General features: G+C 63.7%; 24 protein-coding genes. 11 read left to right on the plus strand and 13 right to left on the minus strand.

What is annotated here, in order from left to right:
- Positions 1-20 precede the first annotated feature (20 nt).
- From AC1PLU_RS20465 to AC1PLU_RS20505, 9 genes are all read right to left on the minus strand, one after another.
- Entirely contained in the window at positions 21-644 is a 624-nt protein-coding gene (locus AC1PLU_RS20465; RefSeq protein ID WP_481095091.1) for a hypothetical protein, read from the minus strand.
- A gap of 165 nt (positions 645-809) precedes the next feature.
- Positions 810-1,397: a hypothetical protein gene (locus tag AC1PLU_RS20470; protein ID WP_481095090.1), complete on the minus strand. Its 588-nt coding sequence runs from the start codon at positions 1,395-1,397 to the stop codon at positions 810-812.
- Between the two features lie 108 nt (positions 1,398-1,505).
- Positions 1,506-2,264, minus strand: coding sequence for an HAD family hydrolase (locus AC1PLU_RS20475; protein WP_481095089.1), 759 nt, complete (start codon positions 2,262-2,264; stop codon positions 1,506-1,508).
- A 37-nt stretch (positions 2,265-2,301) separates the two neighbouring features.
- Positions 2,302-2,706, minus strand: a complete 405-nt coding sequence (locus tag AC1PLU_RS20480) for an EF-hand domain-containing protein (protein WP_481095139.1) — start codon at positions 2,704-2,706, stop codon at positions 2,302-2,304.
- Between the two features lie 272 nt (positions 2,707-2,978).
- A complete protein-coding gene (locus AC1PLU_RS20485) occupies positions 2,979-3,341 on the minus strand; it encodes an EF-hand domain-containing protein (RefSeq protein WP_043889810.1) in 363 nt (120 codons plus the stop codon).
- A 225-nt stretch (positions 3,342-3,566) separates the two neighbouring features.
- The gene (locus AC1PLU_RS20490) at positions 3,567-3,944 is read right to left on the minus strand and encodes a hypothetical protein (RefSeq protein ID WP_168959658.1); all 378 of its coding nucleotides are present in this window, start codon (positions 3,942-3,944) and stop codon (positions 3,567-3,569) included.
- A 137-nt stretch (positions 3,945-4,081) separates the two neighbouring features.
- Entirely contained in the window at positions 4,082-4,279 is a 198-nt protein-coding gene (locus tag AC1PLU_RS20495) for a CPXCG motif-containing cysteine-rich protein (protein WP_006449379.1), read from the minus strand.
- A 150-nt stretch (positions 4,280-4,429) separates the two neighbouring features.
- Positions 4,430-5,176, minus strand: a complete 747-nt coding sequence (locus tag AC1PLU_RS20500; RefSeq protein ID WP_481095088.1) for a M15 family metallopeptidase — start codon at positions 5,174-5,176, stop codon at positions 4,430-4,432.
- A gap of 97 nt (positions 5,177-5,273) precedes the next feature.
- A complete protein-coding gene (locus AC1PLU_RS20505; RefSeq protein ID WP_481095087.1) occupies positions 5,274-6,080 on the minus strand; it encodes an N-acetylmuramoyl-L-alanine amidase in 807 nt (268 codons plus the stop codon).
- A gap of 265 nt (positions 6,081-6,345) precedes the next feature.
- Here AC1PLU_RS20505 and AC1PLU_RS20510 point away from each other — a divergent pair, with 265 nt between their 5' ends.
- The 6 genes from AC1PLU_RS20510 (at position 6,346) to AC1PLU_RS20535 (ending at position 12,741) form a co-directional block, all read left to right on the plus strand.
- Positions 6,346-7,758: a C40 family peptidase gene (locus AC1PLU_RS20510; RefSeq protein WP_183086915.1), complete on the plus strand. Its 1,413-nt coding sequence runs from the start codon at positions 6,346-6,348 to the stop codon at positions 7,756-7,758.
- Entirely contained in the window at positions 7,755-8,852 is a 1,098-nt protein-coding gene (locus tag AC1PLU_RS20515) for a dipeptide epimerase (protein WP_481095086.1), read from the plus strand. The genes AC1PLU_RS20510 and AC1PLU_RS20515 overlap by 4 nt, the downstream gene beginning before the upstream one ends.
- Positions 8,853-9,560: 708 nt before the next feature.
- Positions 9,561-10,337, plus strand: a complete 777-nt coding sequence (locus tag AC1PLU_RS20520; RefSeq protein WP_481095085.1) for a L,D-transpeptidase family protein — start codon at positions 9,561-9,563, stop codon at positions 10,335-10,337.
- Positions 10,334-11,641 carry an APC family permease gene (locus tag AC1PLU_RS20525; RefSeq protein WP_481095084.1) on the plus strand — a complete coding sequence of 436 codons (1,308 nt, stop codon included), beginning with the start codon at positions 10,334-10,336 and terminating at the stop codon, positions 11,639-11,641. The genes AC1PLU_RS20520 and AC1PLU_RS20525 overlap by 4 nt, the downstream gene beginning before the upstream one ends.
- Positions 11,642-11,728: 87 nt before the next feature.
- Complete coding sequence (locus tag AC1PLU_RS20530; RefSeq protein WP_023905428.1) at positions 11,729-12,226, plus strand: hypothetical protein; 498 nt, start codon at positions 11,729-11,731, stop codon at positions 12,224-12,226.
- 182 nt (positions 12,227-12,408) lie between these two features.
- Entirely contained in the window at positions 12,409-12,741 is a 333-nt protein-coding gene (locus AC1PLU_RS20535) for a hypothetical protein (RefSeq protein ID WP_104551622.1), read from the plus strand.
- A gap of 55 nt (positions 12,742-12,796) precedes the next feature.
- Here the strand turns inward: AC1PLU_RS20535 and yiaA are convergent, their stop codons facing one another.
- Complete coding sequence (gene yiaA, locus AC1PLU_RS20540; protein ID WP_481095083.1) at positions 12,797-13,234, minus strand: inner membrane protein YiaA; 438 nt, start codon at positions 13,232-13,234, stop codon at positions 12,797-12,799.
- Between the two features lie 171 nt (positions 13,235-13,405).
- Between yiaA and AC1PLU_RS20545 the strand changes: the two genes are divergently transcribed.
- Positions 13,406-14,584, plus strand: coding sequence for a PQQ-dependent sugar dehydrogenase (locus AC1PLU_RS20545; protein ID WP_168959646.1), 1,179 nt, complete (start codon positions 13,406-13,408; stop codon positions 14,582-14,584).
- Positions 14,585-14,865: 281 nt separating this feature from the next.
- On the opposite strand, the gene AC1PLU_RS20550 is transcribed toward AC1PLU_RS20545, so the two are convergent.
- The 3 genes from AC1PLU_RS20550 to tsaD form a co-directional block, all read right to left on the minus strand.
- The gene (locus tag AC1PLU_RS20550) at positions 14,866-17,037 is read right to left on the minus strand and encodes a glycoside hydrolase family 3 N-terminal domain-containing protein (RefSeq protein ID WP_481107108.1); all 2,172 of its coding nucleotides are present in this window, start codon (positions 17,035-17,037) and stop codon (positions 14,866-14,868) included.
- A 257-nt stretch (positions 17,038-17,294) separates the two neighbouring features.
- Entirely contained in the window at positions 17,295-17,672 is a 378-nt protein-coding gene (gene folB / locus AC1PLU_RS20555; RefSeq protein WP_481095081.1) for a dihydroneopterin aldolase, read from the minus strand.
- Positions 17,673-17,778: 106 nt separating this feature from the next.
- Positions 17,779-18,843, minus strand: a complete 1,065-nt coding sequence (gene tsaD, locus AC1PLU_RS20560) for a tRNA (adenosine(37)-N6)-threonylcarbamoyltransferase complex transferase subunit TsaD (protein WP_481095080.1) — start codon at positions 18,841-18,843, stop codon at positions 17,779-17,781.
- A 280-nt stretch (positions 18,844-19,123) separates the two neighbouring features.
- Between tsaD and rpsU the strand changes: the two genes are divergently transcribed.
- From rpsU to dnaG, 4 genes are all read left to right on the plus strand, one after another.
- On the plus strand, positions 19,124-19,339 hold the full coding sequence (gene rpsU, locus AC1PLU_RS20565; protein ID WP_002808376.1) for a 30S ribosomal protein S21: 216 nt from the start codon (positions 19,124-19,126) through the stop codon (positions 19,337-19,339).
- Between the two features lie 144 nt (positions 19,340-19,483).
- Complete coding sequence (locus AC1PLU_RS20570; RefSeq protein ID WP_023905435.1) at positions 19,484-19,930, plus strand: GatB/YqeY domain-containing protein; 447 nt, start codon at positions 19,484-19,486, stop codon at positions 19,928-19,930.
- A 247-nt stretch (positions 19,931-20,177) separates the two neighbouring features.
- Positions 20,178-21,125: a YihY/virulence factor BrkB family protein gene (locus AC1PLU_RS20575; protein WP_074056523.1), complete on the plus strand. Its 948-nt coding sequence runs from the start codon at positions 20,178-20,180 to the stop codon at positions 21,123-21,125.
- Between the two features lie 130 nt (positions 21,126-21,255).
- Complete coding sequence (gene dnaG, locus AC1PLU_RS20580; RefSeq protein ID WP_481107109.1) at positions 21,256-23,004, plus strand: DNA primase; 1,749 nt, start codon at positions 21,256-21,258, stop codon at positions 23,002-23,004.
- Positions 23,005-23,113 lie beyond the last annotated feature (109 nt).

The raw sequence follows: 23,113 nt of genomic DNA on the forward strand, positions 1-23,113 counted from the left end.
CCCGGAGGGAATCACACGGTCTAAAGCCCGGCCTGCGCCGCGGCCTCGTCCGCTTCGCTGGCCTGGCGCGCGGCTTCCAGCCGTTGCGTATGGTCGCCAAGTTGTCGACGCAGCAGCGTATCCAGCGTGATCGGCCGCTCCCAGCGGTCGTAGCTGGCGACGATGGCATGCCGCAGCGCACGCATGTGCGCGCTGTCCGGGCTGGCCGACAGCCGTGTGACCACGCCTTGCCAGCCATCGTGATGGTCGCGGCTGTACGCACGCACCGCGTCGCGACAGGACAACTGCAGCGTCTGCGCCCAGAAACAGGCGAAATAGATATCGCCCGCATGCCAGCCATGCACCTGCAGCAACGCCTGCACGTAACCGCGGGGGGTGCCGGTGTAGCGCGCCACTTCGGCGATAAAGCTGTCCGGATAGCGCTGCGCGTAGCTGCCCATATCGGCCAGATGCTGGTCCACCCACGCATCGCCAGTGCCGGGGATCACCGCCGGCGCCACCGGCTCTGCCGCAGCGCCAGCCGCTGGCGTTGCGGCAGGCGAGGTCTGCGCTGCCGCCAATATCGGCAACAGCAACGCCATCAGCAATGGCAGAGATCGCAACAGGGCGGTGGGCAGTAAACGCATGTGCCGATGATGCCGCATGCCCGCGCCGGTGTCAGGCCGATCGCAGCGCTGCGCCATGTCACACGTGGCCAACAGTCGTCAGGCAGGTGGCGCGCCCAGACTTCAGCGTAGGCGCGTGGTACAGGTCGCACCGCGCGTCGGCAACGCACCTGCGCCGGTTGGCGCAGCAGGAGTGATCTGCGCTCAGTGCAGCTCGTAAAAACCGATGTGATGCACTTCGCGGCAACCGGTCAGGTCGCAAGACCCAACATAGCCCGGACCGATGTAACGCTGCCGCGCATCGCGGTTGTGCGGGCTGCTGTAAGGGTCCGGGCCGTACAGCCCGTTGCCGTAATAAATCTGCCCGTAGGGACGGTTACGCGATGCACCCAGCCGCAGTCTGGCGCCATATCCCGGATACCCGCTGCCATCGCCGACGTATCCACCGTAGCGATCGTCCGAATACCGGTCGGCCGCGAATGCAGCATTGCCATCGCGCCCATTCGGCCGGGTCTGCAAGGTCGCGATACTCTGACCGTGGGCATCCACATAGCCTTGCTCACGGTCGAAGCGCACCGTGCGGAAATACACCAACTCCCCACCCTCCCGACGCGTGCGCAGGCGAACATAGTCGCCGCCATCGTCGTAGTACGGCTGGCCGTCGCGAAAGATCACTTCGCTGGGGTTGATGACTTCTTCTTCGAGCTCGGCAGCAGCCAGCGGCAGCGTGCCCACCAGCAGACCCAACAACACGGCCAGGCTGGTGCGATAGGTAAACGACAACATGTGCATTGGTGATCCCCAAGGTCGGCCATGCCTGCGCCCGGCCGGAAACGTCCTGTTGCTAGGGCACCTCAGCGTGCCCGCCTGTTGCATCCGCAGTGGTTTTGTTCGCCGCTTTTAGCTTAGCGCGTGCTGCCGGGCCAATGCATCCAGCGCCTGCACCGCCGCCGGCCAGCCGGCCGCATCGGGCACTTCGTGCATCCGTGGCTCGTCGGCAGCCACGCCGTGCTCCTGCTCGTGCGCCCAGGTCACCGCGTACGGGGTGTAGATGCCCCAGCCGCCTATGGCAAGCACGGGTTCCACGTCCGAGCGCAGTGAGTTGCCGATCATTACAAACTGCTGCGCCGGCAGGTCGAACTCGGCCAGCACGCGCGCATAAGTCTTGGGGTCCTTTTCGGACACCACCTCGACGCGCGGAAACAGATCGGCCAGACCGGATTGCTCGATCTTCTGCTCCTGATGGAACAGATCGCCCTTGGTGATCAGCACCACCGCATAGTCGGCCGCAATCGCGCTGACCGCCTCGCGTACGCCGGCAATCACCTCCACCGGGTGCTGTAGCGTGGCGCGGCCGATCTCGACGATGCGCTGGATGTCGCGCGCGGCAATGCGCGCCTGCGTCAGCTCGATCGCGGTTTCGATCATCGACAACGTCATGCCCTTGGCGCCGTAACCGAACACCTTGAGATTGCGCCGCTCCACCGCCAGCAGATGCTGCTGCATGCGGCTGTCGCCCAGGTCCAGATAATCGGCCAGAATCGCTTCGAAATCCGCTTCGGCGCTGCGGTAATAGTCCTCGCTCTTCCAGAGGGTATCGTCGCCATCGAAGCCGACCAGTTGGATCGCCTGGCCGTCGCGCTGTGCAAAAGAGGTCATCGCACAAGTCTAGCAGCGCACTGGAGCGTTGCCATGCTCAGTCGCCTGCGGCATCGCCCGGGCCGGGCTGGTAGCTGGCGAACTCGTCGCGCGACAAACGCCCATCGCCATTGCTGTCGAAGCCGGCGAAGTTCTCGCGCAGGACCGGGTCCGCACCGGCTTCGGTCATCGTCAGCGACCCATCGGCATCGCTGTCCAGGCTGCGAAAGCTGCGTGGCACCAGAGCGCCTGCTTGCGGTGCGAGCGACGCCTCCGCGCCGCCTTTGGCAGTGGATGACCTGGGCACATCGGCAGGCAGCAATGGCGTGCTGGCAGGCGTTGGTGGATCGATTGGCAAGGGCGACATCGCCGGTGCAGCGGTATTGGATGCCGTCGGCGACGGCAATGGCGCCACGATGGGCAGCTCCGGTGGCGCGGCGAGCCCTAGCAATGGACTCGACAAGCCGACCAACAAGACGATGCGCAACTGAAACATGAAAGAAGACCGGGCAGAAGGCCACACTACCGTAGCGAGGCAGACGTAAAGAAAACGGGAGCGACCCTGGCAGATCGCTCCCGCATGTCCATCCTGTTACTTGCTCATACCGGGCATCCAGATAGCGATGTCACGGATCAAACGACAACTGCTGATCAAACACCTGCTACTGCGAAATCTGCCTCCTGATACTTGGAAAATGTCAGCAAACAAACTCACTTACGTTGCAACCTACTGTCTTAATTGCCTTGCGACCCACTCGCTGCGCCACCCTGCTGCTTGACGACAAACGCCTTGTACTCGTCCGGTGTCAATTGCCCGTCCTTGTCGGAATCGGCGTCGTTGAAGATCTGCGCAAGCCCGGCGTTGACCTGAGCCTCCTGTGTACTGATGGCGCCGCTGCTGTCGGTGTCGACACTCGCCCAGGTCTGACCACCGCCGGAGGACTGCGCAGGTTGTGCCGCAGTGGTGGCAGAACTTCCCGACTGGGCCGACGTCGCGGCGGCATCCTGTTGCGTACTCTGCGCCATGGCCGGTAGCGCCAAAGCGGCAGCAAGGGCGGCGGTGGCAGCGAGCAGCGAGATGCGGTTGCGATTCTTCATTTGGGTGGTCTCCTTGGCTTGGGAATGCACGGTATCGCCGCGCATGGCATCACCCTACCTGGCGCGAATGAATGCAAAACCCACCCTAAATTTGCGCAAAACATCCTTTTAACCACAGCGCGGATATTTGCGACTAGCCATCTGTTAGGTCTCGATGAGCCAAACAGAAGTGGCTCATTCAATGCATGAAAATATGCGAACTCCCGCACATTTTTTCGGGCGATGTCAGGCGTTCGGCGGCGCGTCGTCCCAGCTTCCGGAACTGAACAGTTTCCAACCGAGTACCACGCCGGCAATCGCGCCGAACACTTCCAGCACCACACGCGATCCCAGCTCGTTGGGATCGTGGATCCTGGCCAACGCGATACGCGCATACAACGGCGACTCCAGCCGCACGATGCTGGTGTAGACGAGATTCCAGATGTCGTAACCGGCGCCGATCGCAACCGCGAGCAGGCAGGCGATCCCCAGCGTGTGCCCATGGGTGAACTGCAGGCGCCGCCCGCTGTACTCCACTGCCGCAAACACCAGCACTCCCAGCACCAACGCGATCAAACCAGCCTCCAGCGAACCGAGCAGGCCGAAGTGCAGAGACAAATTCATCGTGACGATCCGGGCAGCAGGCGCATCAGTCTAGCGGCTGCGGGCGACCGATCACTGCCAGACCCGCAGGAACGACCGGTCACGCGAATGGGGATTGGCTGGGCAAACCGATTGCTCGATCGTGCGACAAGCCACGCTCATGCATCGTCCTGCCCGCGCGCGCTCACCTGCGCCTCGCCCTCTTCGTCCCACTGCACGCTCACCGAGATCGGCTTGCAGCAGACCTGGCAATCTTCGATGTAATGCTGATCGCCGCCGGTCAGGTCCAGCGTCAGCGTGATCCACTCCCCGCAATACGGGCAGGCGATATCGACAAAACGTTCCGGGTCGGACATGACAGTTCCTTGAAGTGGCAATTCACGCTACGCGGCAATCAGGCCACGCGCAGCGCGCGGATGGCGGGCAGCACGCGCAGTGTACGAGCGGCGTTGACCGCTGCCGAGCGCCCACGACCACCGGCGACAGCGCAGCGGCTTCGTGCCCGATCAGTTGACCGGAACGTCGTACGCAGTGTCGGGCGTGGGCTCGGGACGCAGAGTGAAGTGCCACCACTCCATCGGATAGTTGGCAAAGCCCTCCGCCGCCATCGCACGCAGCAAGCGCTGACGGTTCGCCCGCTGCGCGGCGCCGATATCGGGTGCATCGGTATGCGCACGCGCATCGAAGAAATCGAAATCGGTGCCCATATCGACCACAAGACACTGGCCTGATCGGCAATCCAGCAAGCCCAGATCCAGCGTCGCACCGCGGCTATGGCCGGAGGTCTCGGCGATGTAATCGCCCAGCAGCGCGCGCTTGTCCACGCGCGGGTAGTACTGCGCCTTGCTCGCCTGCTCCTGCAGATCCGCTGCCCAGGCCACGAACGCCTGCACCGCCCGCACCGGTCGATAGCAATCGAACACCTGCAGCCGATATCCCTGCGCCTTGAGCGTACGCGCCACCCGCGCCAACGCCTCCGCCGCCGGACGCAGCAGATAGCAGGTCGGCGCCGCATACCCCGGCACCACACGCCCGGTGAAGTTGTTGCTGCCCGCATAGCGCATGTCCACCGCGATCTCCGGCGCAAGGCTGCGCAAATCGATCAGGCCGGCTTGTGCGGGTGTCTGCGCTGGCGAAACGCGCACCTCGGCTGCGTTTACGGCAAACGGTAGCGCGACCATCATCAGCAACGTTCTCCAGATCGCCTGCGGCCAGTCACGGCGCTGAGTTTGTAACAGTTTGGTTTTCTGCATGGTCTTACTCCTGTGCAAGCCGCAAACGACGCGCGCCATTCGCCGATCTTTACCCAATTGCCGAAGAGGTGGCTTGGCCACTTCGAGCAGGATCCGCTTACGGCCCATCGCCCTCAAGCGGCTCGGCAGCGCCAGGCAGGCTTGGTGGCCGCAGTGGTCCGGTCAACGCATACAGAATGCGCAGATCCTCAGCATCCAATGTGCGTGCATCGTTGCCGCGATAATGATGGTGAAAGGCGCGCAGCGTCGCGGCGGGATCCTCGACGCTGTAGCCGAGCAGGGCGAGCGCTTGCCACGGGTCGAAACCGGCCGGCGCAGCCGGTGCATCGGCTACGGGCCAGCGGCCGAATCCGGCGTCGGCCAGGCGTTTCCAGGGAAACAGGGGGCCGGGGTCGTTCTTGCGCGTCGGCGCGACGTCTTCATGGCCGACGATCTGCGTGCGCGGGATGCGCAAGCGCGTGCACAGGTCGTCCAGCAAGACCAGCAGACTGTCGATCTGCGCGGACGCGAACGGCTCACTGCCGTCGTTGTCCAGCTCGATGCCGATCGAAGCGGAATTGATGTCGGTAATGGTGCCCCAGCGCCCGGCACCGCCGTGCCAGGCGCGCTGGTCGTCGCTGACCAACTGATAACGCTGCCCATCGTCGCCGATCAGATAATGCGCACTGACCCGGCCACCGCTGTTACGCCCGCGCAGCGTACTCAGACTTTGCTGCACCGAGTGCTGGTCGGTGAAGTGCAGCACGATCAGGATCGGCCGGCGCGTGTCGTAATTGGGCGACGGCACCCACTGGGCCAGCGGATTGCGCTGCGGCGCATGCGCGCAAGCACCCAACGACAGCACGACCAGGCAACACGCGGCGCGTAGCCAGAGCGATGGCGACAGGGTGGTAGTTGGCGACATCGGACTCTCCGGGTGACTGGCGAAACGACAAGGGTATGCGCCGTGCCTGCGCCTGGATGGACACCGCACGCGGTGCACCCATTATCTGCCGAGCGTCGTGAAGTTGCAGCGGCCGCGAGCAGCCCTACAAGCGCGGTAGGCACCGCGGCATGCGCCACGCGTACACTGCAATCCATTGCGCTCGTCGCAGGTGCAGAATGCGCTTGCAGCATTGGTCTCTCGCACAGAACCTCGTCAGTCGGTATATCCATCAAGAGCCTTCTTCATGCCATTGTCGCGCCGCCTGTTGACGTTGTTGCTGCTGGTCACCGGCCTGCCCTGCAGTGCAGCTCCGGCAATGCATGCCGTTCCTGTGCAGCAAACGACGCCATTTGCGGTCAGCGATGCGCAGCTGACAGCCGATTACTGGATCCAACGCAGTCGCACCGCACCAACGCTGCGCATGACTTCCGCAGAGATCGCCAGCTTCAATGCGCGCCTGCTGCGTGACGATGTCTCCATGCACGATCTGTCACAGCTGCCCGAAGCTCTCCCTGCTGCCGATGTACGCGCACGCATCGAGAAGCTGTCGGCCACGCCAACGCGTGCGTTGTACGGCGCGGACGGAATGCCCATCGACGCAACACGCTTGGCCGCGTTGCGCCACGCACTGGCATTGGATGCACTCCCCGCCCAGGTAACGCCACGCTTCGCGCTGGTGGTGCGGCGCACCGCGCTACGCACCTTCCCAACTACGCAACGTGTGTTCACCACCACTGACGACCACGATATCGACCGCTTCCAGGAGTCGGCGCTCTACCCCGGCACGCCGGTGGCGGTGTTGCATACCAGTGCCGATGGCGCATGGCAATTCGTGCTGGCCGCCAACTACGCCGCATGGATTGCCAGTGATCGTCTCGCCATCGGTACACGCGCCGAAGTGCTGGACTACGCACAACGCAGCCCACGCGTGATGGTCACCGGCGCACGCGTGCAAAGCGCTTACACACCCGAATTACCTGCGATCTCAGCACTGACGCTGGACATGGGCACCAGCGTGCCGCTGCTCACTGACTGGCCACAGCAACAGCCGGTCAACGGGCAGTTGCCGCTCGCTGCCTATGTCGTGCAACTGCCACTGCGCAACGAAGAAGGCCGCTTGCAGCTGGTGCCGGCACTGATCCCGCGCGGTGCCGACATGCGCATTGGTCCGTTGCCGGCCACCCATACAGTGTTACTGCGTCAGGCATTCAAATTCCTCGGCGAGCGCTATGGCTGGGGCAACGATTACGACGCGCGCGATTGCAGCGGCTTCGTGTTGGACGTCTATCGCAGCCTCGGCATCGCCTTGCCGCGCAATACCGGCGATCAGGCGCGTAGTCCGGCGTTACGTAACGTAACTTTCGATATTCGCGCGCCATTGCCGCAACGCCTGCAACAACTCGCACAACTGCAGGTCGGCGACCTGCTCTATATTCCGGGCCACGTGATGCTGGTGATCGGGCATGAACATGGTGCGCCGTGGGTCATCCACGATGTGGCCGGCGCCAACTATCGCGCGGCCGATGGCAGCGTGCAGCGCGCGCGCTTGAACGGCGTATCGGTCACGCCGCTGCTGCCACTGCTCGCCAGCGACGGCACGCCGTTTGTCGATCACATCACCCGCATCCAACGCATCGCACCGATTGGTTCCCCATGAAGATCACCGGCTTCCGCCTCGGCATGCTGCGCGTGCCGTTGAAAACTCCGTTCAAGACCGCGGTACGCACTGTGCAGGCGATCGAGGATGTGGTGGTGCTGTTGCAGACCGACAGCGGCCATATCGGCTATGGCGCAGCGCCGGCCACCGCACCGATCACCGGCGATACGCATGGCTCCATCGTCGCCGCGATCCAACAGTGCATCGCCCCGAAGCTGATCGGCCAGGACGTGGCCGATCTCAACCGGCTATGTGCGCTGGTGCAACACGCGCTGGAACATAACAGCAACGCCAAGGCTGCAGTGGAAATCGCGCTCTACGATCTGTGGGCGCAGGCATTGGGTACCCCGCTATATCAGGCGCTCGGTGGCGGCACGCCGCGCATCACCACCGATATCACCATCAGCGTCGATGCCATCGACACGATGGTGGCCGATGCGCTATCCGCGCTCGCACGCGGGTATGGGTCGCTGAAGATCAAGGTCGGCAAAGACAGCGATTCGGATGTCGAACGCATCAAGGCGATCCATGCAGCGGTCGCTGGGCGCGCATCGCTGCGCCTGGATGCCAACCAGGGTTGGACGCCCAAACAGGCGGTGCGCACCATGCGCACGCTGGAAGACGCCGGCATCGTGATGGAACTGTTGGAGCAGCCAGTCAAGGCGGCCGACATCGACGGACTGGCCTTTGTCACGGCGCGGATCGACACGCCGGTGATGGCCGACGAAAGCGTGTTCTCGCCGACCCAGGCGATCGAGCTCATCCAGCGCCGCGCCGCCGACATCGTCAACATCAAACTGATGAAGACCGGCGGACTCTCCAACGCAATCCGCATCGCCGATATCGCGGCGTTATATGGGGTGCCGTGCATGATCGGTTGCATGATCGAATCCAGCATCAGCGTGGCGGCGGCGGTACATCTGGCCGTGGCCAAGGCCGACAGCATCACCCTGGCGGATCTGGATGCGCCCGCACTCGGGCAGTTCGATCCCACCGAGGGCGGAGTGCACTTCGACGAAGCGCAACTCCATATCGACGACTCGCCGGGTCTGGGCATCCGACGCATTCGCGGACTGGAGCTGTTGTCGGATTAAAGCGCCGTTGGATATTTCTGGTCGAGGGCGCGGTGCCCTCACCGCTCCCGGACACGCCGTGAATCCATCCATGGAGGTTCGGTGGCGGCATCCATGCCGCCACACGGTCCCGCAAGCGGTGAGGACACCGCACCAGAGAGTTAGTCGGTTGCTTTGCTGAAAACCATGCATACCCACACTCTTGACTGGTCCTTGCCCGCCCACCGTCGCGGGACCTTACGCGGCATGGATGCCGCGTAAGAGCCTACACGGACGTACTTGCGGCGTGTCCCGCGACGGTGGGCGGGCAAGGGCCCTGCAGCCAAGCCACAGATCAGCCGCTCTGCAGCCGATTCCTTCATAGAACCCAAGGCTCCCATAACAACCGAGATGTCACAGCCTGAACAAAAGTGGCTGACAAAACGTCGCAAGCCATGGGCTACCGGGTAGCGACGGCCCACCTAGAACCAGCATGTACGAGTGGCAGATGCCCACCGAGCGACGGCAGAGCCTCTTGATAGTGGCGAAGTAATCTTGTCAGCCGCTCCAAGCCCCGCCAAGCACGCATACGAACATCACGCGCGCATGCGCCACACAGCTGCATTGCTAGGTAAAGTAGCGATAAGGTGTTTGCAAGTGATGCAGTGCCGAGGCACCGCACTGTCGCCGCCAGCGACCCATCGACTCAACGCAGCTCACCCCTGCCAGACCCATTCCTCCGGAGCCTGCATGCGCCTTGCCACCGTGTTTCGATCCATCGCGTTGTTGGCGCTGACAAGCTGCAGCAGCCTTGCCGGCGCTGCCGGTCCAATCGATGCGCTGAATCGAGCGCGCGCATTGATCGTGGTGACCACACCGGACTGGGACAGCACACAGGCGCGCCTGCAGACATTCACCCGAGTGGATGGCCACTGGCAACCGGCCGCACCCGGGTTTGCGGTGGCGCTGGGCCGACATGGCAGCGCCTGGGGCGATGGCCTGCATCCTGCACAGACGCAAGGCCCGCAGAAACGCGAGGGCGACGGCCGCAGCCCGGCCGGTGTCTTCGCTATCGGCCCTGCCTTCGGTTATGCCCCGAGTATCGACAGCACGATGCCGTACCAGGCGATGACCGCCACCAACTACTGCATGGATGTACCGAGTTCGCCGCTGTACAACCGCATCGTCGATGCCGCCCAGGTCGGTGAGGCCGCAGTGGCCGGCTCGACCGAACCGATGCGGCTGGATCTGCAACATCCCGGCGATGCACGTTACAGCGAGGGCTTTGTGATCGCGCACAACCCCAACGCGATCCCCGGTCATGGCAGCTGCATCTTCGCCCATCTGTGGCGCACGCCAGGCCAGTTCACCGCCGGTTGCACTGCCATGGCGCCGGCCGATATGCAACGCCTGCTGGCCTGGTTGAAGCCCGACGACAAACCGCTGTTCGTGCTGTTGCCGCGTGCCGAATACGCACGCTTGCAAGCACAGTGGCAGCTGCCCAAGTTGAAGGACGCCGCACGATGAACACACCGGTTCCTGCTCCCGATTCCACTGGCCTGGTGCGCGTCGTCAGCCGTTGGCAGATCGTCGGATTGTCGATCAACGACGTGATCGGCAGCGGCATCTATCTGCTGCCGGCAGCCACTGCCGCATTGTTGGGGCCAATGAGCCTGTGGGCGGTGATGCTGGCCGGCTTGGCGGTGGCCTTGCTGGTGTTGTGCTATGCGCAGGCGGCGAGTTATTTCGATACGCCAGGCGGTAGTTATCTGTACACGCGCGAGGCGTTCGGCCCCTTCGTCGGCTTTCAGATCGGCTGGATGATCTGGCTCACCCGCATCAGTTCGGCAGCCGCATTGAGCAACGGCCTGGCCGACGCGGTCGCGCGGTTCTGGCCGACCGTCGCCACCGAGCAGTGGGCACGTCTGCTGGTGGTGGTCGGCTCATTGGGATTGCTCACCGCCATCAATGTGATCGGAGTGAAATCGGCCGCGCGCACTGGCATCGCCCTGGTGATCGGCAAGCTGGTGCCGCTGCTGTTGTTCGTGGCAATCGGCCTGTTCTATGTAGATTGGTCGTGGGCCTTCGCCGGCAACACACCGGATCTGCGCGACCTGGGCAATCTTGGCGAAGCCGCCTTGTTGTTGCTGTTCGCCTATGCAGGATTCGAAAACATTCCGGCGGCCGCTGGCGAATACCGCAACCCACGCCGCGATGTGCCGTTCGCCTTGATCACCATGATTATCGTGGTGACACTGATCTATGCAGCAGTACAAGTCGTCGCACAAGGCACGCTGCCCAATCTTGCCGCCTCGCCTACACCGTTGGCCGATGCCGCAAGCCGCTTCGGTGGCGAAGCGCTGGCGCTGATCCTTACCGTTGGCGCCACCATTTCCATCCTCGGCACCACCAGCAACACGGTAATGCTCGGGCCACGCTTTTTGTTCGCGCTCGCACAAGATGGGTATGGCCCGGCATTTCTGGCGCGCGTGCATCCGCGCTTCCACACCCCTGCAGCGGCAGTGATCACCCAAGGCGTGTTGTCGCTTGGATTGGCGTTGTCCGGGTCGTTCACGCAGCTGGCGCTGTTGTCGATGGTCACGCGGCTGTTTGCGTATATCGGCACGGCTGCAGCGGTCATCGTGCTGGCGCGTCGTTACCGGCAACGTACCGACACCTTGCGTCTACCGGGTGGGCCAGCCATTCCCATCGCCGCACTGCTGTTGTCGCTTGGCCTGCTGGCCAGTGCCAGCTGGCAGAATCTGGCCGCCGCCGGCATCGCCTTGCTGGTGGGCTGGGCGTTTTATCTGTTCCCACGCAAGCAGGTCTAAGAGTTTCGCAACACACTCGCGCAGGGCTCACGCACACCTAACCCCACGCGCCCAACGCTGCAGCTCTCACCTGCATGGGAGTTTGCGATGAAACTGCGCCGTGTCTACAGCACACCCGATATCGCTAGTGCGCAACGCGTCATGCAGGCCGCACGCAGCGCAGGCATCGACAACGATGCACTGTCGCTGATTGCCCGTTCGGATATCGAGCTGGAAGACGTGCCCGACGAGCGCAAGAATGCCAAGACCGATTTTCTTCCCGCTGCCGCGCGTGGCGCCGCGACGGGCGGTGCCGCAGGCCTGGTCGCCGGTCTGGTTGCCATCGCAGTGCCTCCCATCGGCCTCACCATTGCCGGGGCCGGCGTCATGGCGCTGGCAGGCGCGCTGGTCGGCACCTGGTCGTCTGCACTGATCGGGGCCACCGTACCCGATCCGATCCGTCGCCAGTTCGAAGAGGAAATTCAGGCCGGGCGCGTCCTGGTGATCATCGATGCCGACGAGCCATCGCTGCTGCATGCCGAAACCAGCCTGGTGGCTGCGGGTGCAACACCATTGCCCTACGAGGCCGCATCGGCGGCGACTTGAATACGGTCGGAGACGGGCGACAGCCCGCCAATTGCAAAGGCCTTGGTTTCAGCATCGCAAGCGGGACCGGTTTTACCGCACTCATCGCGAACCGACGCCTTGATGCCCTCCTCACCTGCCCTGGCAACGGATTTAACACCTGCCCACCTACGGTAGATGGCACATTCACCATGGAGACGAGCATGAACGTGCCGTATCAGATTCCAGGCCGTGCGCCGGACGAAGACCGCAGCCAGAACGTATCCAACTATTGGCGCGAGCGCTTCACCGAAGAGCCGTATTACACCGAAGGTGACCGTTACGAAGATTACGAGGGTGCCTATCTGGCAGGACATGAAGCACGTATCCGTGAAAACGCGCGTGCCTATGACCAGGTAGAAGCCGAATTGCACCGCGAATGGGAAGCCAATCGCGGCACCGAAGGTTTGAGCTGGAGCAAGGCCCGTCACGCAGTCAAGCGTGCCTGGGAAAACGCGACAGACTTTGTCACCGGCGACAGCAAGTCAAAGCCCTGAAAACAACAACGCCACCGTCTAGGTGGCGTTGTTGTATCAGCGTGTGGGTCAGGCATCAGTCCAGTGGCGGCGGTGCCGCGCGCGAAATAGGCAACCTGTTGTCGACATCCATCGCATCGCGCGTGTTCTTCTGCACCGCAACCGCACCGAACAGACTCAATGCATACGCCATCGCGTAAAAGCCTTTCTCACTGAGCAACAAGGTCGCGTTGATCAAGCCAATCGCCAATAGCAGCAGTGCGATGATCAGCGAGAACCAGCAGATCGCGTAATACAGTCCCGTCACCGGAATACCGTCCGCGCGGTCACGCACACTCTTCTGCAACGACACCGATGCGAACAAGCCAAACAGCAGCAACGTAAAGTAGTAGCCTTTCTCGTTGAGCATCATCTGCGCATTCCACAACCCGATCAGGTAGGCAGCGCTGCCCAGCAGCAATGCGGCCCAGGATGCGGCGATAAAAGCAGGTGAGGTTTTTTGCGTGGCAGCCATGGAAACTCCTTTTCATGGTGGAGCAGGAAGGTGGGACGCACACGTCTCACAGAGAAAGTGATCTACAACAAGGCGGCCTCGAAGGCGTCGTGTAAGGTACTTGAAAACCCGACGCGGGACACGTTGCGGGAGGGCTGCAGCGTCACCGCGCCCTATCCCCTGGAGGACCACATGTCTGTCCGACGTCTGCTTGCCCTGGCCTGCTCGGCCACGCTGTTCACCACCGGCGCCGCATTTGCCGCGCCCGCCGCCGCACCTGCAGCGGCCATTCCCAAGGCGCAGTGGCCATTCCAGGCCACCACCGTTGCCGATTTCGACGAACCCTGGGCGATGACCTTCCTGCCTGACGGCAGTTTGCTGGTCAGCGAAAAACGTGGCTCGCTGATGCGGCTGGACCCCAAGACCAAGCGCAAAAGCGCCATCACCGGCATACCGACCGTGGCCTACGGTGGCCAGGGCGGCTTTGGCGATGTGCTCGCGCACCCGCGCTTTGCCCGCAATGGCCTGGTCTATGTGAGTTACGCCGAACCTGGCGAAGGCGATACACGCGGCGGCGCCGTGGCGCGGGCCAAACTGACCCTGGATGCCACCGGCGGCGGCACGCTGTCGGACTTCAAGGTGATCTGGCGTCAGGACCCCAAGGTCACCGGCAATGGGCACTTCGGGCATCGGCTGGCATTCGATCAGGCCGGCAAACTGTGGATCAGCTCCAGCGAACGGCAGAAATTCACCCCCGCGCAGGACATGAAGGCCAATCTGGGCAAGCTGATCCGCCTCAACGACGACGGCAGCGTGCCAGCCGATAACCCGTTCGTTGCGCAAGGCGGCGTGGCCGCACAGGTGTGGTCGCTGGGCCATCGCAACATCCTGGGCATCGCATTCGACAGCAAGGGCCGCTTGTGGGAACACGAGATGGGCCCAATGGGCGGCGATGAGCTGAATCTGATCCAGCGCGGCGCCAACTATGGTTACCCGATCGTCTCCAATGGCGACAACTACGACGGCACCCCGATTCCCGATCACAACACCCGCCCGGAATTCGCCGCGCCCAAGATCAGCTGGACACCGGTGATCTCGCCGGCCGGCTTTGTGATCTATAGCGGCAAGCAGTTCCCGACATGGCGCGGCAACGGCTTCATCGGCGGGTTGTCGTCGATGGCATTGGTGCAGGTCTCGCTCGGCGATCAGCCGCGCGAAGTGGCCCGCTACGACATGGGCGCACGTATCCGCGAGGTGGAACAAGGGCCGGATGGCGCGCTGTGGTTGCTGGAAGACGAAGCCAGTGGCAGCACCGGGCGTTTGCTCAAGCTGACACCCAAGAGCAAAGCCGCAGTCGAGAACGATGCGTAAGTTGGTGCATCGCCTGGATCGCTGCGCCACTGCGTGCTGCGTCAAGTAGCAGCACTGAGTGATGACTCGCACCATCGCCATGCGCTCGTTGAGCGCTGGCGATGGTGACGATCAAACGAATTGCTTGGGTGGCGATTTGCGCTGCATTGCGTCGGCTTGGCCAAACGCAACGCTCTTGCTGACAACCGCAGCAGCGCAAACTGGTGATGACCAGCCATTAGACATACGGTCAACCGAAAGCGGCGGCTCCAAACGCACCGGCTTCCTCGGAGGGCACGCTTTCAGGCTTCCAGCAACTCGAACGTCACCGCCTCGCCACTCTTGGCCGAGGCGCACACCCATACATCGAACACGCCCGGCTCGGCGCCAAACATATTCTTGTGGTTGGTAAAGGCCAGTGCGTCGCGCGCCAGGGTGAACACCACGTCCGTACTTTCGCCGGGCTGCAACAACACCTTGCGGAACCCCTTGAGTTCGCGCACTGGACGCACCCGGCTGGCCACGCGATCGTGCACATACAGCTGCACCACTTCTTCGCCGGCCACGCGGCCGGTATTGGTGACGCGCGTGGTGATGGTCAGGGTCTGGTCCCAGCCGAGCTGCGCGCTGCTCAGCTGCGGCTGTGCATACGCAAAGGTGGTGTAGCTCAAGCCGTGGCCGAACGGATACAACGGCTCGTTGGGCATCTCGCGCCAGCGTGCCTTGTATTCGGACAAGGTCGGCAATTCCGGGCGGCCGGTGCGCAGATGGTTGTAGAAATACGGCTGCTGCCCGGTCACCTGCGGGAAGCTGATCGGCAGACGCGCAGACGGGTTGTAGTCGCCGAACAACACATCGGCCACGCCGGTGCCGGTCTGCGTGCCCAGATACCAGGTCACTGCAATCGCATCGGCATCGCGTACCGCACCGCTCAATGCCAGCGCGCGCCCATTGCGCAACAACACCACCATCGGTGTGCCAGTGGCGGCAATGGCTTCGGCCAGCGCCTGCTGCGCCGGCGGCAACACGATCTCGGTGCGCGACTGCGCCTCGCCACTGAACCGCTGCGGCTCGCCCAGCGCCAGCACCACCACATCGGCGGCCTGCGCCGCATCGATGGCGGCGGAAATCCCGCCCGGCAGCGCCTCTTCCAGGCCGCAGCCCGGCACCACGCTCAGATGCTCGCCACCAACCACCGCACGCACGCCCTGCTCCAGGGTCACGTAGCGATCCTTGTCGCCGAACAGCGTCCAGCAGCCCTCGATGTTCTCGCGGTCCTGCACGAACGGCCCGATCAGCGCGATGTGCTGTCCGCTTTTCTTCAACGGCAACACTGCGCCTTCGTTCTTCAGCAACACGATCGAACGCCGCGCCGCATCGCGCGACAACGCATCGTGCGCCGGCAGATGCGCGGTATCGGCTTCGCGTGCCGGATCCAGCGAGCGATACGGATTGTCGAACAAGCCGATCGCTTCTTTGAGCTGCAGCATGCGACGCACGCTGGCATCCAGCGTGGCCATCGGCACCTCGCCGCTTTCCACCAACGACGGCAGATGCGCGGCATAGAAGCCGCTCTGCATGCTCAGATCCAGACCGGCCAGGAAGGCTTTTTTGGTCGCATCGCGCTCATCGGTGGCGTAACCGTGCGCGATCAATTCCATGTCGGCGGTGTAGTCGGAAATCACCACGCCAGGGAACTGCCATTCGCCACGCAGGATCTCGGTCAGCAACTCATGGTTGGCGCTGGCCGGTACGCCGTTGATGTCGTTGAACGAGGACATCACGGTCAATGCGCCGGCATCGAAGGCAGCCTTGAACGGCGGCAGATGCACATCGCGCAAGGTCTGCGGTGCGATGTCCACGGTGTTGTATTCCATGCCCGCCGCCACTGCGCCATAGGCGGCAAAGTGCTTGGGCGTGGCCAACAGCGAATCGGCGGCTTTGAGATCGCTGCCCTGGAAACCGCGCACGCGGGCGGCGGCAAACGCCGCGCCCAGCAACACGTCTTCGCCGGCGCCTTCTGCGCCACGGCCCCAGCGCTGATCGCGCGCAATGTCCACCGCCGGTGCGTAGGTCCAGTGCAGGCCAGCGGCGGTCGCTTCGATCGCGGTGGCGCGCGCGGTGCGCTCGGCCAGTTCCGGCTCGAAGCTGGCCGCCTCGCCCAACGGAATCGGGAACACCGTGCGCATGCCGTGGATCACATCGGCGGCCAGGATCACCGGGATGCCCAGACGGCTTTCTTCCACCGCCACTTTCTGGATCTGTACGCCCAGCGCGGCGCCAACACCATTGAACAGCGAGCCGACCCGGCCCTGCCGGACCTGCTGCAGCACCTCGTCGGCGTTGAGCACATTGGCTTCGGGATTCACGTCCGGCGCGAACGGCCGCACCATGTCGGCGAACACACCCAACTGTCCGACCTTCTCTTCGACGGTCATCTGGGCAATCAGGGTTTCGATGCGATCAGCAGCCATGAGATCCTTGAGAAAACGTTTACATGGCCGTCAATTCTAGCCTGACGCGACCGCGAGGATGCAACTCTTCTGCCTGTTCAGGCTGATGTTCAGCCCCGTTGGCAGACGTTGGACGGCAAAATGACGACCTGCCTTGCAGTCGCTCCAGCGCCACCGCAACCGTTCAATACCTGCCATCGGTGGGCGCCCAGAACCTCTAGACGGCCCAGCCGACGACAAGACCGAGCGCTACTGTAAGGCCAGGGAGCGGATACACCCTATAGAGAAGGTGGCACGTCAGCAGAAACGCGCGTGCGCTCGATGATCACCCCCACCGCCTGCGCCCCGCGCACCGCACCCGGCTTGCTCAGCTTCAGCCGCAGCCAGTGCACCCCAAACTCGTCCAGCACGATCGCCGCACAGCGTTCGGCCAGCGTTTCCACCAGCCCGAACTCAGAGGCCTGCACGAACTCGATCAGCCGCTTGCTCACCGCCTTGTAGTTCAGCGTGTCGGCAATGTCGTCGCTGGCCGCCGGAATGCGGTTGTCGAACCCCATCTCCAGATCGAACCGCAGCGTCTGGCGGATGCGCCGCTCCCAGTCGTAGATGCCGATCAGCGCATCGATTTCCAGGCCTTCGATAAAAACTTTGTCCATGGGAGCCGTGATTGGGGATTGGGGATTGGGGATTGGGGATTGGGGATTGGGGATTGGGGATTGGGGATTGGCAAGAGCGGAACACATCAAGCGAAGGAACGGGCTTTTACGAATCCCCAATCCCAACTCCCGAATCCCGCGCCGCCACGAGTGGCGGCAGCCCAGCCATATCCCAGCGCGGCGTCACATGCACCGCCGCATCGGCGCGCTCGCCGGCCTCCAGCCGCAGCGCACCGGCGAAGGCGATCATCGCGCCGTTATCGGTGCACAGGGCCGGGCGTGGGAAGCACACGCGGCCGCCGCGCCGCTGCGCCGCCTCCTGCAGCCGCGCGCGCAGGCGCTTGTTGGCGCCCACGCCACCGGCCACCACCAGCGTGTTGCAATCGGCCGCGTCCAGCGCGCGCAGGCACTTGATCGCCAGCGTCTCCACCACCGCATCCTCGAACCCGCGTGCGATGTCCGCGCGCGTGGTGTCGGACTGGTCGCTGCCGCGCCAGGCCAGCAGCACCTGGGTCTTGAGCCCGCTGAAACTGAAATCCAGGCCGGGCCGGTCGGTCATCGGTCGCGAGAATTTATAGCGTCCCGATGTGCCGGTTTCGGCCAGGGCAGCGAGCTGCGGGCCGCCCGGATACGGCAGGCCCATCATCTTGGCGGTCTTGTCGAAGGCCTCGCCGGCTGCATCGTCCAGCGTTTCGCCGAGCACTTCGTAACACCCCAGCGCCTTGACCGACACCAGTTGGGTGTGGCCGCCAGAGACCAGCAGCGCCACGAACGGCGGCTGCGGCGGGTCGTCTTCCATCAACGGCGCCAGCAGATGACCTTCCATGTGATGCACACCGATCGCCGGCACGTCCAGCGCCCAGGCCAGCGAGCGCGCCACACCGGCACCTACAAGGAGTGCGCCCACCAGGCCCGGGCCTGCGGTATAGGCCACGCCATCGAGTTCGTCGATGCGCAACCCGGCCTCGCCCAGGGTCTGGCGGATCAGCGGCAGCAACTTGCGCACGTGGTCGCGGCTGGCCAGTTCCGGCACCACCCCGCCGTATTCGGCATGCAGCGCAATCTGGCTGTAGACCGCATGCGCGCGTAGTGCCGGCACGCCGGACAGCGCGGTGTCGTAGACCGCCACGCCGGTCTCATCACAGGATGATTCGATCCCAAGAACTTTCACGGCAACTCGGTAGACAGGCACATGCGGCCTATTTTCGCAGCTTTTGCGCTGCGCAGATCGGCCAGGGGCGATATGCTGCGCCGCCGTGTGATCGCTGCCGGATCGGGCCCAAACCCATGCGTTCATAGGCCTGCAGAAGCAAATCTTGCAGGGGGCTTGCAGGTCGTTGGCAAGTCGTTATAATGCGCGGCTCGCCGGGGCAACCCGGAAATTCCGTCACGCGAGTCCGCTCGCACCCGCCCGGGGCTCCCGGACGGAAATCCCATTATCTGGAGAACCCATGCCCAGCGTTAAAGTCCGCGAGAACGAGCCCTTCGAATTTGCGCTCCGCCGTTTCAAGCGCACCTGCGAAAAGGCCGGCGTGCTGGCCGAAACCCGCAAGCGCGAGTTCTATGAAAAGCCGACCCAGGAGCGCAAGCGCAAGGCTGCCGCTGCTGTGAAGCGCCAGTTGCGTCGTTCCTCGCGCGACGTCACCAAGCGCCAGCGCTTGTACTGATCGAACGCGTCGAACGCGGTTCCCTGCCGGTGGGCATGCGCTGAAGGCGCGGCTCATCGGGATCGAACCCAAGAGCCGGCACGCGCAAGCGTCGCCGGCTTTTTGTATTGGTCTTTTTCAACACGCAACCTCAGGAGTCACCGCATGCCCCTCAAGCAGCAGCTCACCGATGACATGAAAGCCGCCATGAAATCCGGCGACAAGCACAGCCTGGGCGTGATCCGGCTGATCAATGCCGCGATCAAGCAGAAGGAAGTGGACGAGCGCATCGAGATGGACGATGCGGCCGTGATCGCCGTGCTCGACAAGATGGTCAAGCAACGCAAGGACTCGGTCACCCAGTTCGAAGCCGCCGCGCGCGAAGACCTGGCGCAGATCGAGCGCGAGGAGATCGTGGTGATCGAGCGCTATTTGCCGGCCAAGATGGGCGAAGCCGAGATCGTCGCCGCCATCCAGGCTGCGATTACAGAAACCGGTGCCAGCAGCCCCGCCGACATCGGCAAGCTGATGGGCGCGCTCAAGCCCAAGCTGGCCGGTCAGGCCGACATGGGCCTGGTCTCGGCCCTGGTCAAGAAGAGTCTGGCAGGCTGAAGTCTGCCTTGCGCATTGCCCTGTGCTTGATTGCCAGGGCAATACAGATCTCCGCGCAAGCAGGGATCTCGGTGCCGCATCGTGCGCACCACATCGCGCGACATCCAGCGCCCGCTTTCACCAGACCTTCGATTCGGCCCTGTTAGAACAGGTCCGCCAATGCAGGCGCGGGCGAAGCATTCCGCATACCGGTTTCGTCCTCTAACCCCTGCACGCATCACGGTATGCCCAAGGATTTCCCCCGCCGGTGACGAAGCTCTCAACCGAACACCTGCAGAAGCATCTGGGCCGCCTGCAACGCAGCCTGCCGATGGCACTGCTCAATCGCTTTCTCGAGATCGACGTGATGACGCAGGCCGCGTCGCTGTCGTTCTACGCCTTGCTGTCGCTGGCACCGCTGCTGGTGTTGCTGCTGTGGCTGACTGCATCGCTGTATCCGCCTGCGCAGGAAGCCTTGGTGCAGCAGATTGCGCAACTGGCCGGCGGTAGCGCAGCGGAAGTCGCCGACACGGTGATCCGCAATGCCACCGATCAACCCGGCGTGGGCTCGCTGGCCGGCCTGTGGAGCACGCTGTTGCTGTTCATCGGCGCCACCGCGGTGTTTGCGCAGTTGCAGAACGCATTAAACCTGATCTTTCGCACCGACAAGGAGCGTCTGGAAGGCGTCGTGGCATGGCTGAAGAAGCGCGTGTTCTCGTTCGGCGTGATCCTGGCGCTGGGCTTCTTGTTGATCGTGTCGATGATCGCGACCACCGCGCTGCAGGTAGTGTTCGCACGCCTGCCGTCGGTGCTGCCGGCGATCGGGTATGTCACCACCCTGGCGCTGTATTCGCTCGCCTTCGCCTTTCTGTATCGCTATCTGCCCGACCGTACCGTCAACTGGCGGCAGGCCTTTGTCGGCGGCGTCATCACCGCGTTGTTGTTTGCACTGGGGCGCTACGGCATCGGCCTGTACATCGCCAAGGCGGCACCCGGCAGCGCGTATGGCTCGATGGGCACCTTGGTGATCCTGCTGGTGTGGATGTACTACGCCTCGGTGGTGTTCTTCGTCGGCGCCTTGCTGACCGCCGTGATCGACGAGCGCGTGCGCTCGCACCGCAAGCTGCGCGAGGCCGGGGTGGATACGGACAACCTGCCGCCGGCGGTCGACGAACCGAGCGTCACGCCGCAGCCGGAAACGCCAGCACGCAGTTGATTGCGCCCGGCGCGGCTTGTGCCGTGTGTGTGGCAAGGCTGCACACAGTCGCGCACTGAGGGCATTCGCTCTCTAAGGGCCTTCGTTCGCTGAAGCCGGCGAGCGCCAGCGGCTGGGATATCCTAGCGGGATGGCCCGCATCCCCGACGCATTCATCGACGAACTGCTCGCACGCACCGACATCGTCGAGGTGGTGGGCGGTCGCGTGCCGCTCAAGCGTCAGGGCAAGGAATATTCGGCGCGCTGCCCGTTCCATGACGAGCGCTCGGCCTCGTTCACGGTCTCGCCGACCAAGCAGTTCTATCACTGCTTCGGCTGCGGCGCGCACGGCACCGCAATTAGTTTTCTGATGAATTACGACCGCCTCGAATTTCTCGATGCGGTCGACGAGCTGGCCAAGCGCGCCGGCATGGAGATCCCACGCGAGACCCAGCAGCGCACGCCGCAGCAGCAGGACGACAGCCGCGAGTTGTATTCGGCACTGGAAGCGGCAACGCAGTTCTTCCAGCGTCAGCTCGAGGGCAGCGAGCGCGCCCGCGACTATCTGGACGGACGCGGCGTGGATGCCGACAACCGCGCGCGCTTCCAGATCGGCTACGCGCCCGATGGCTACAGCGCATTGAAGGACACCCTGGGCACCGATGCGCGCCGCATGAGCGTGCTCGAACGCGCAGGCCTGTTTTCCAAGAACGATCGCGGCCACGTCTACGACAAGTTCCGTGACCGGGTGATGTTCCCGATCTTCGACCGCCGCGGCCGCGTGATCGCCTTCGGCGGACGCATCATGGGCGCGCCGGCCGATGGCCGCGACCCCGGCCCGAAGTACCTCAATTCGCCGGAAACCGCGCTGTTCCACAAAGGCCGCGAGTTGTACGGCCTGTGGCAGGTGCGCCAGGCCAATCAGAAGATCGAGCGGCTGATCGTGGTGGAGGGCTACATGGACGTGGTCTCGCTGTTCCAGTTCGGCGTCACCCAGGCGGTGGCCACGCTTGGCACGGCAACCACACCCGAACATGCCGAACTGCTGTTTCGCAACGCACCGGATGTGTATTTCTGTTTCGACGGCGACAACGCCGGCCGCAAGGCCGGGTGGCGCGCGCTCGAATCGGTGCTGCCGCGCATGAAGGACGGCCGCCAGGCGTTTTTTCTGTTTCTGCCCGATGGCGAAGACCCGGACACCATCGTGCGCAAGGAAGGCGCGCAGGCCTTCGATCAGCGCCTGAAACAGGCCACGCCGCTGTCGCAGTTCTTCTTCGACGAGATGTCGCGCGAGATCAACCTGCACACGCTCGACGGCAAGGCCCGGCTGGCCGAACGCGCCAAGCCGATGCTGGCGCAGATTCCCGAAGGCGCGTTCGGCGATCTGATGAGGCAGGAACTGTCGCGCCTGACCGGTGTGGGCGCCAGCACCTCCACGCAAACGTCCATGCCACAAGGGCGGCCGCCCGCACGCATGGGCGCGCCCGCACAAAAACGCAGCCTGGTGCGCGCCTCGATTGCGATCCTGCTGCAACAGCCGTCGCTGGCGATGAGCCTGGAAGGCGATCACGACTTTTCCGGCCTGCGCCTGCCCGGCATCGACCTGTTGATGGAGCTGCTGGCGCTGGTGCGGCAACGCCCGGAAATCAGCACCGGCGCCCTGCTGGAACACTTCGCCGAACGCGAAGAACAGGCCGCGCTGCAGAAACTTGCCGCACAGGTCTTGCCCGGCGACGAACACAGTTGGGCGATGGAGTTGCACGACGTCGTAGCGCAACTGGACAAGCAATTGCTGCGTCAGCGCCTGGACGAACTACAGGACAAGCAGCGCGCGCAAGGGCTGGACGACACCGACAAATACGAGCTGCGCGAGCTGTTCAAGGCGCTCGCTGCGTTGTAGGGCGGGTTGCCGCGATGGGATTAGGTCACGCTGTCGTGTGCGGTGCCAAGCGAGCACGCGTCGTAGAATGACGCGCACCACGCGCCTTGGCGCGCACTCTCCGGGACCT

This window comes from Xanthomonas sp. NCPPB 2933, from assembly GCF_056725225.1.

What these genes read in the sequence shown, in the direction of transcription:
- AC1PLU_RS20465 (WP_481095091.1), bottom strand. Translation starts at nt 644, where the DNA reads ATGCGGCATCATCGGCACATGCGTTTACTGCCCACCGCCCTGTTGCGA.
- AC1PLU_RS20470 (WP_481095090.1), bottom strand. Translation starts at nt 1,397, where the DNA reads ATGCACATGTTGTCGTTTACCTATCGCACCAGCCTGGCCGTGTTGTTG.
- AC1PLU_RS20475 (WP_481095089.1), bottom strand. Translation starts at nt 2,264, where the DNA reads ATGACCTCTTTTGCACAGCGCGACGGCCAGGCGATCCAACTGGTCGGC.
- AC1PLU_RS20485 (WP_043889810.1), bottom strand. Translation starts at nt 3,341, where the DNA reads ATGAAGAATCGCAACCGCATCTCGCTGCTCGCTGCCACCGCCGCCCTT.
- AC1PLU_RS20490 (WP_168959658.1), bottom strand. Translation starts at nt 3,944, where the DNA reads ATGAATTTGTCTCTGCACTTCGGCCTGCTCGGTTCGCTGGAGGCTGGT.
- AC1PLU_RS20495 (WP_006449379.1), bottom strand. Translation starts at nt 4,279, where the DNA reads ATGTCCGACCCGGAACGTTTTGTCGATATCGCCTGCCCGTATTGCGGG.
- AC1PLU_RS20500 (WP_481095088.1), bottom strand. Translation starts at nt 5,176, where the DNA reads ATGCAGAAAACCAAACTGTTACAAACTCAGCGCCGTGACTGGCCGCAG.
- AC1PLU_RS20505 (WP_481095087.1), bottom strand. Translation starts at nt 6,080, where the DNA reads ATGTCGCCAACTACCACCCTGTCGCCATCGCTCTGGCTACGCGCCGCG.
- AC1PLU_RS20510 (WP_183086915.1), top strand. Translation starts at nt 6,346, where the DNA reads ATGCCATTGTCGCGCCGCCTGTTGACGTTGTTGCTGCTGGTCACCGGC.
- AC1PLU_RS20515 (WP_481095086.1), top strand. Translation starts at nt 7,755, where the DNA reads ATGAAGATCACCGGCTTCCGCCTCGGCATGCTGCGCGTGCCGTTGAAA.
- AC1PLU_RS20520 (WP_481095085.1), top strand. Translation starts at nt 9,561, where the DNA reads ATGCGCCTTGCCACCGTGTTTCGATCCATCGCGTTGTTGGCGCTGACA.
- AC1PLU_RS20525 (WP_481095084.1), top strand. Translation starts at nt 10,334, where the DNA reads ATGAACACACCGGTTCCTGCTCCCGATTCCACTGGCCTGGTGCGCGTC.
- AC1PLU_RS20530 (WP_023905428.1), top strand. Translation starts at nt 11,729, where the DNA reads ATGAAACTGCGCCGTGTCTACAGCACACCCGATATCGCTAGTGCGCAA.
- AC1PLU_RS20535 (WP_104551622.1), top strand. Translation starts at nt 12,409, where the DNA reads ATGAACGTGCCGTATCAGATTCCAGGCCGTGCGCCGGACGAAGACCGC.
- yiaA (WP_481095083.1), bottom strand. Translation starts at nt 13,234, where the DNA reads ATGGCTGCCACGCAAAAAACCTCACCTGCTTTTATCGCCGCATCCTGG.
- AC1PLU_RS20545 (WP_168959646.1), top strand. Translation starts at nt 13,406, where the DNA reads ATGTCTGTCCGACGTCTGCTTGCCCTGGCCTGCTCGGCCACGCTGTTC.
- AC1PLU_RS20550 (WP_481107108.1), bottom strand. Translation starts at nt 17,037, where the DNA reads ATGGCTGCTGATCGCATCGAAACCCTGATTGCCCAGATGACCGTCGAA.
- folB (WP_481095081.1), bottom strand. Translation starts at nt 17,672, where the DNA reads ATGGACAAAGTTTTTATCGAAGGCCTGGAAATCGATGCGCTGATCGGC.
- rpsU (WP_002808376.1), top strand. Translation starts at nt 19,124, where the DNA reads ATGCCCAGCGTTAAAGTCCGCGAGAACGAGCCCTTCGAATTTGCGCTC.
- AC1PLU_RS20570 (WP_023905435.1), top strand. Translation starts at nt 19,484, where the DNA reads ATGCCCCTCAAGCAGCAGCTCACCGATGACATGAAAGCCGCCATGAAA.
- dnaG (WP_481107109.1), top strand. Translation starts at nt 21,256, where the DNA reads ATGGCCCGCATCCCCGACGCATTCATCGACGAACTGCTCGCACGCACC.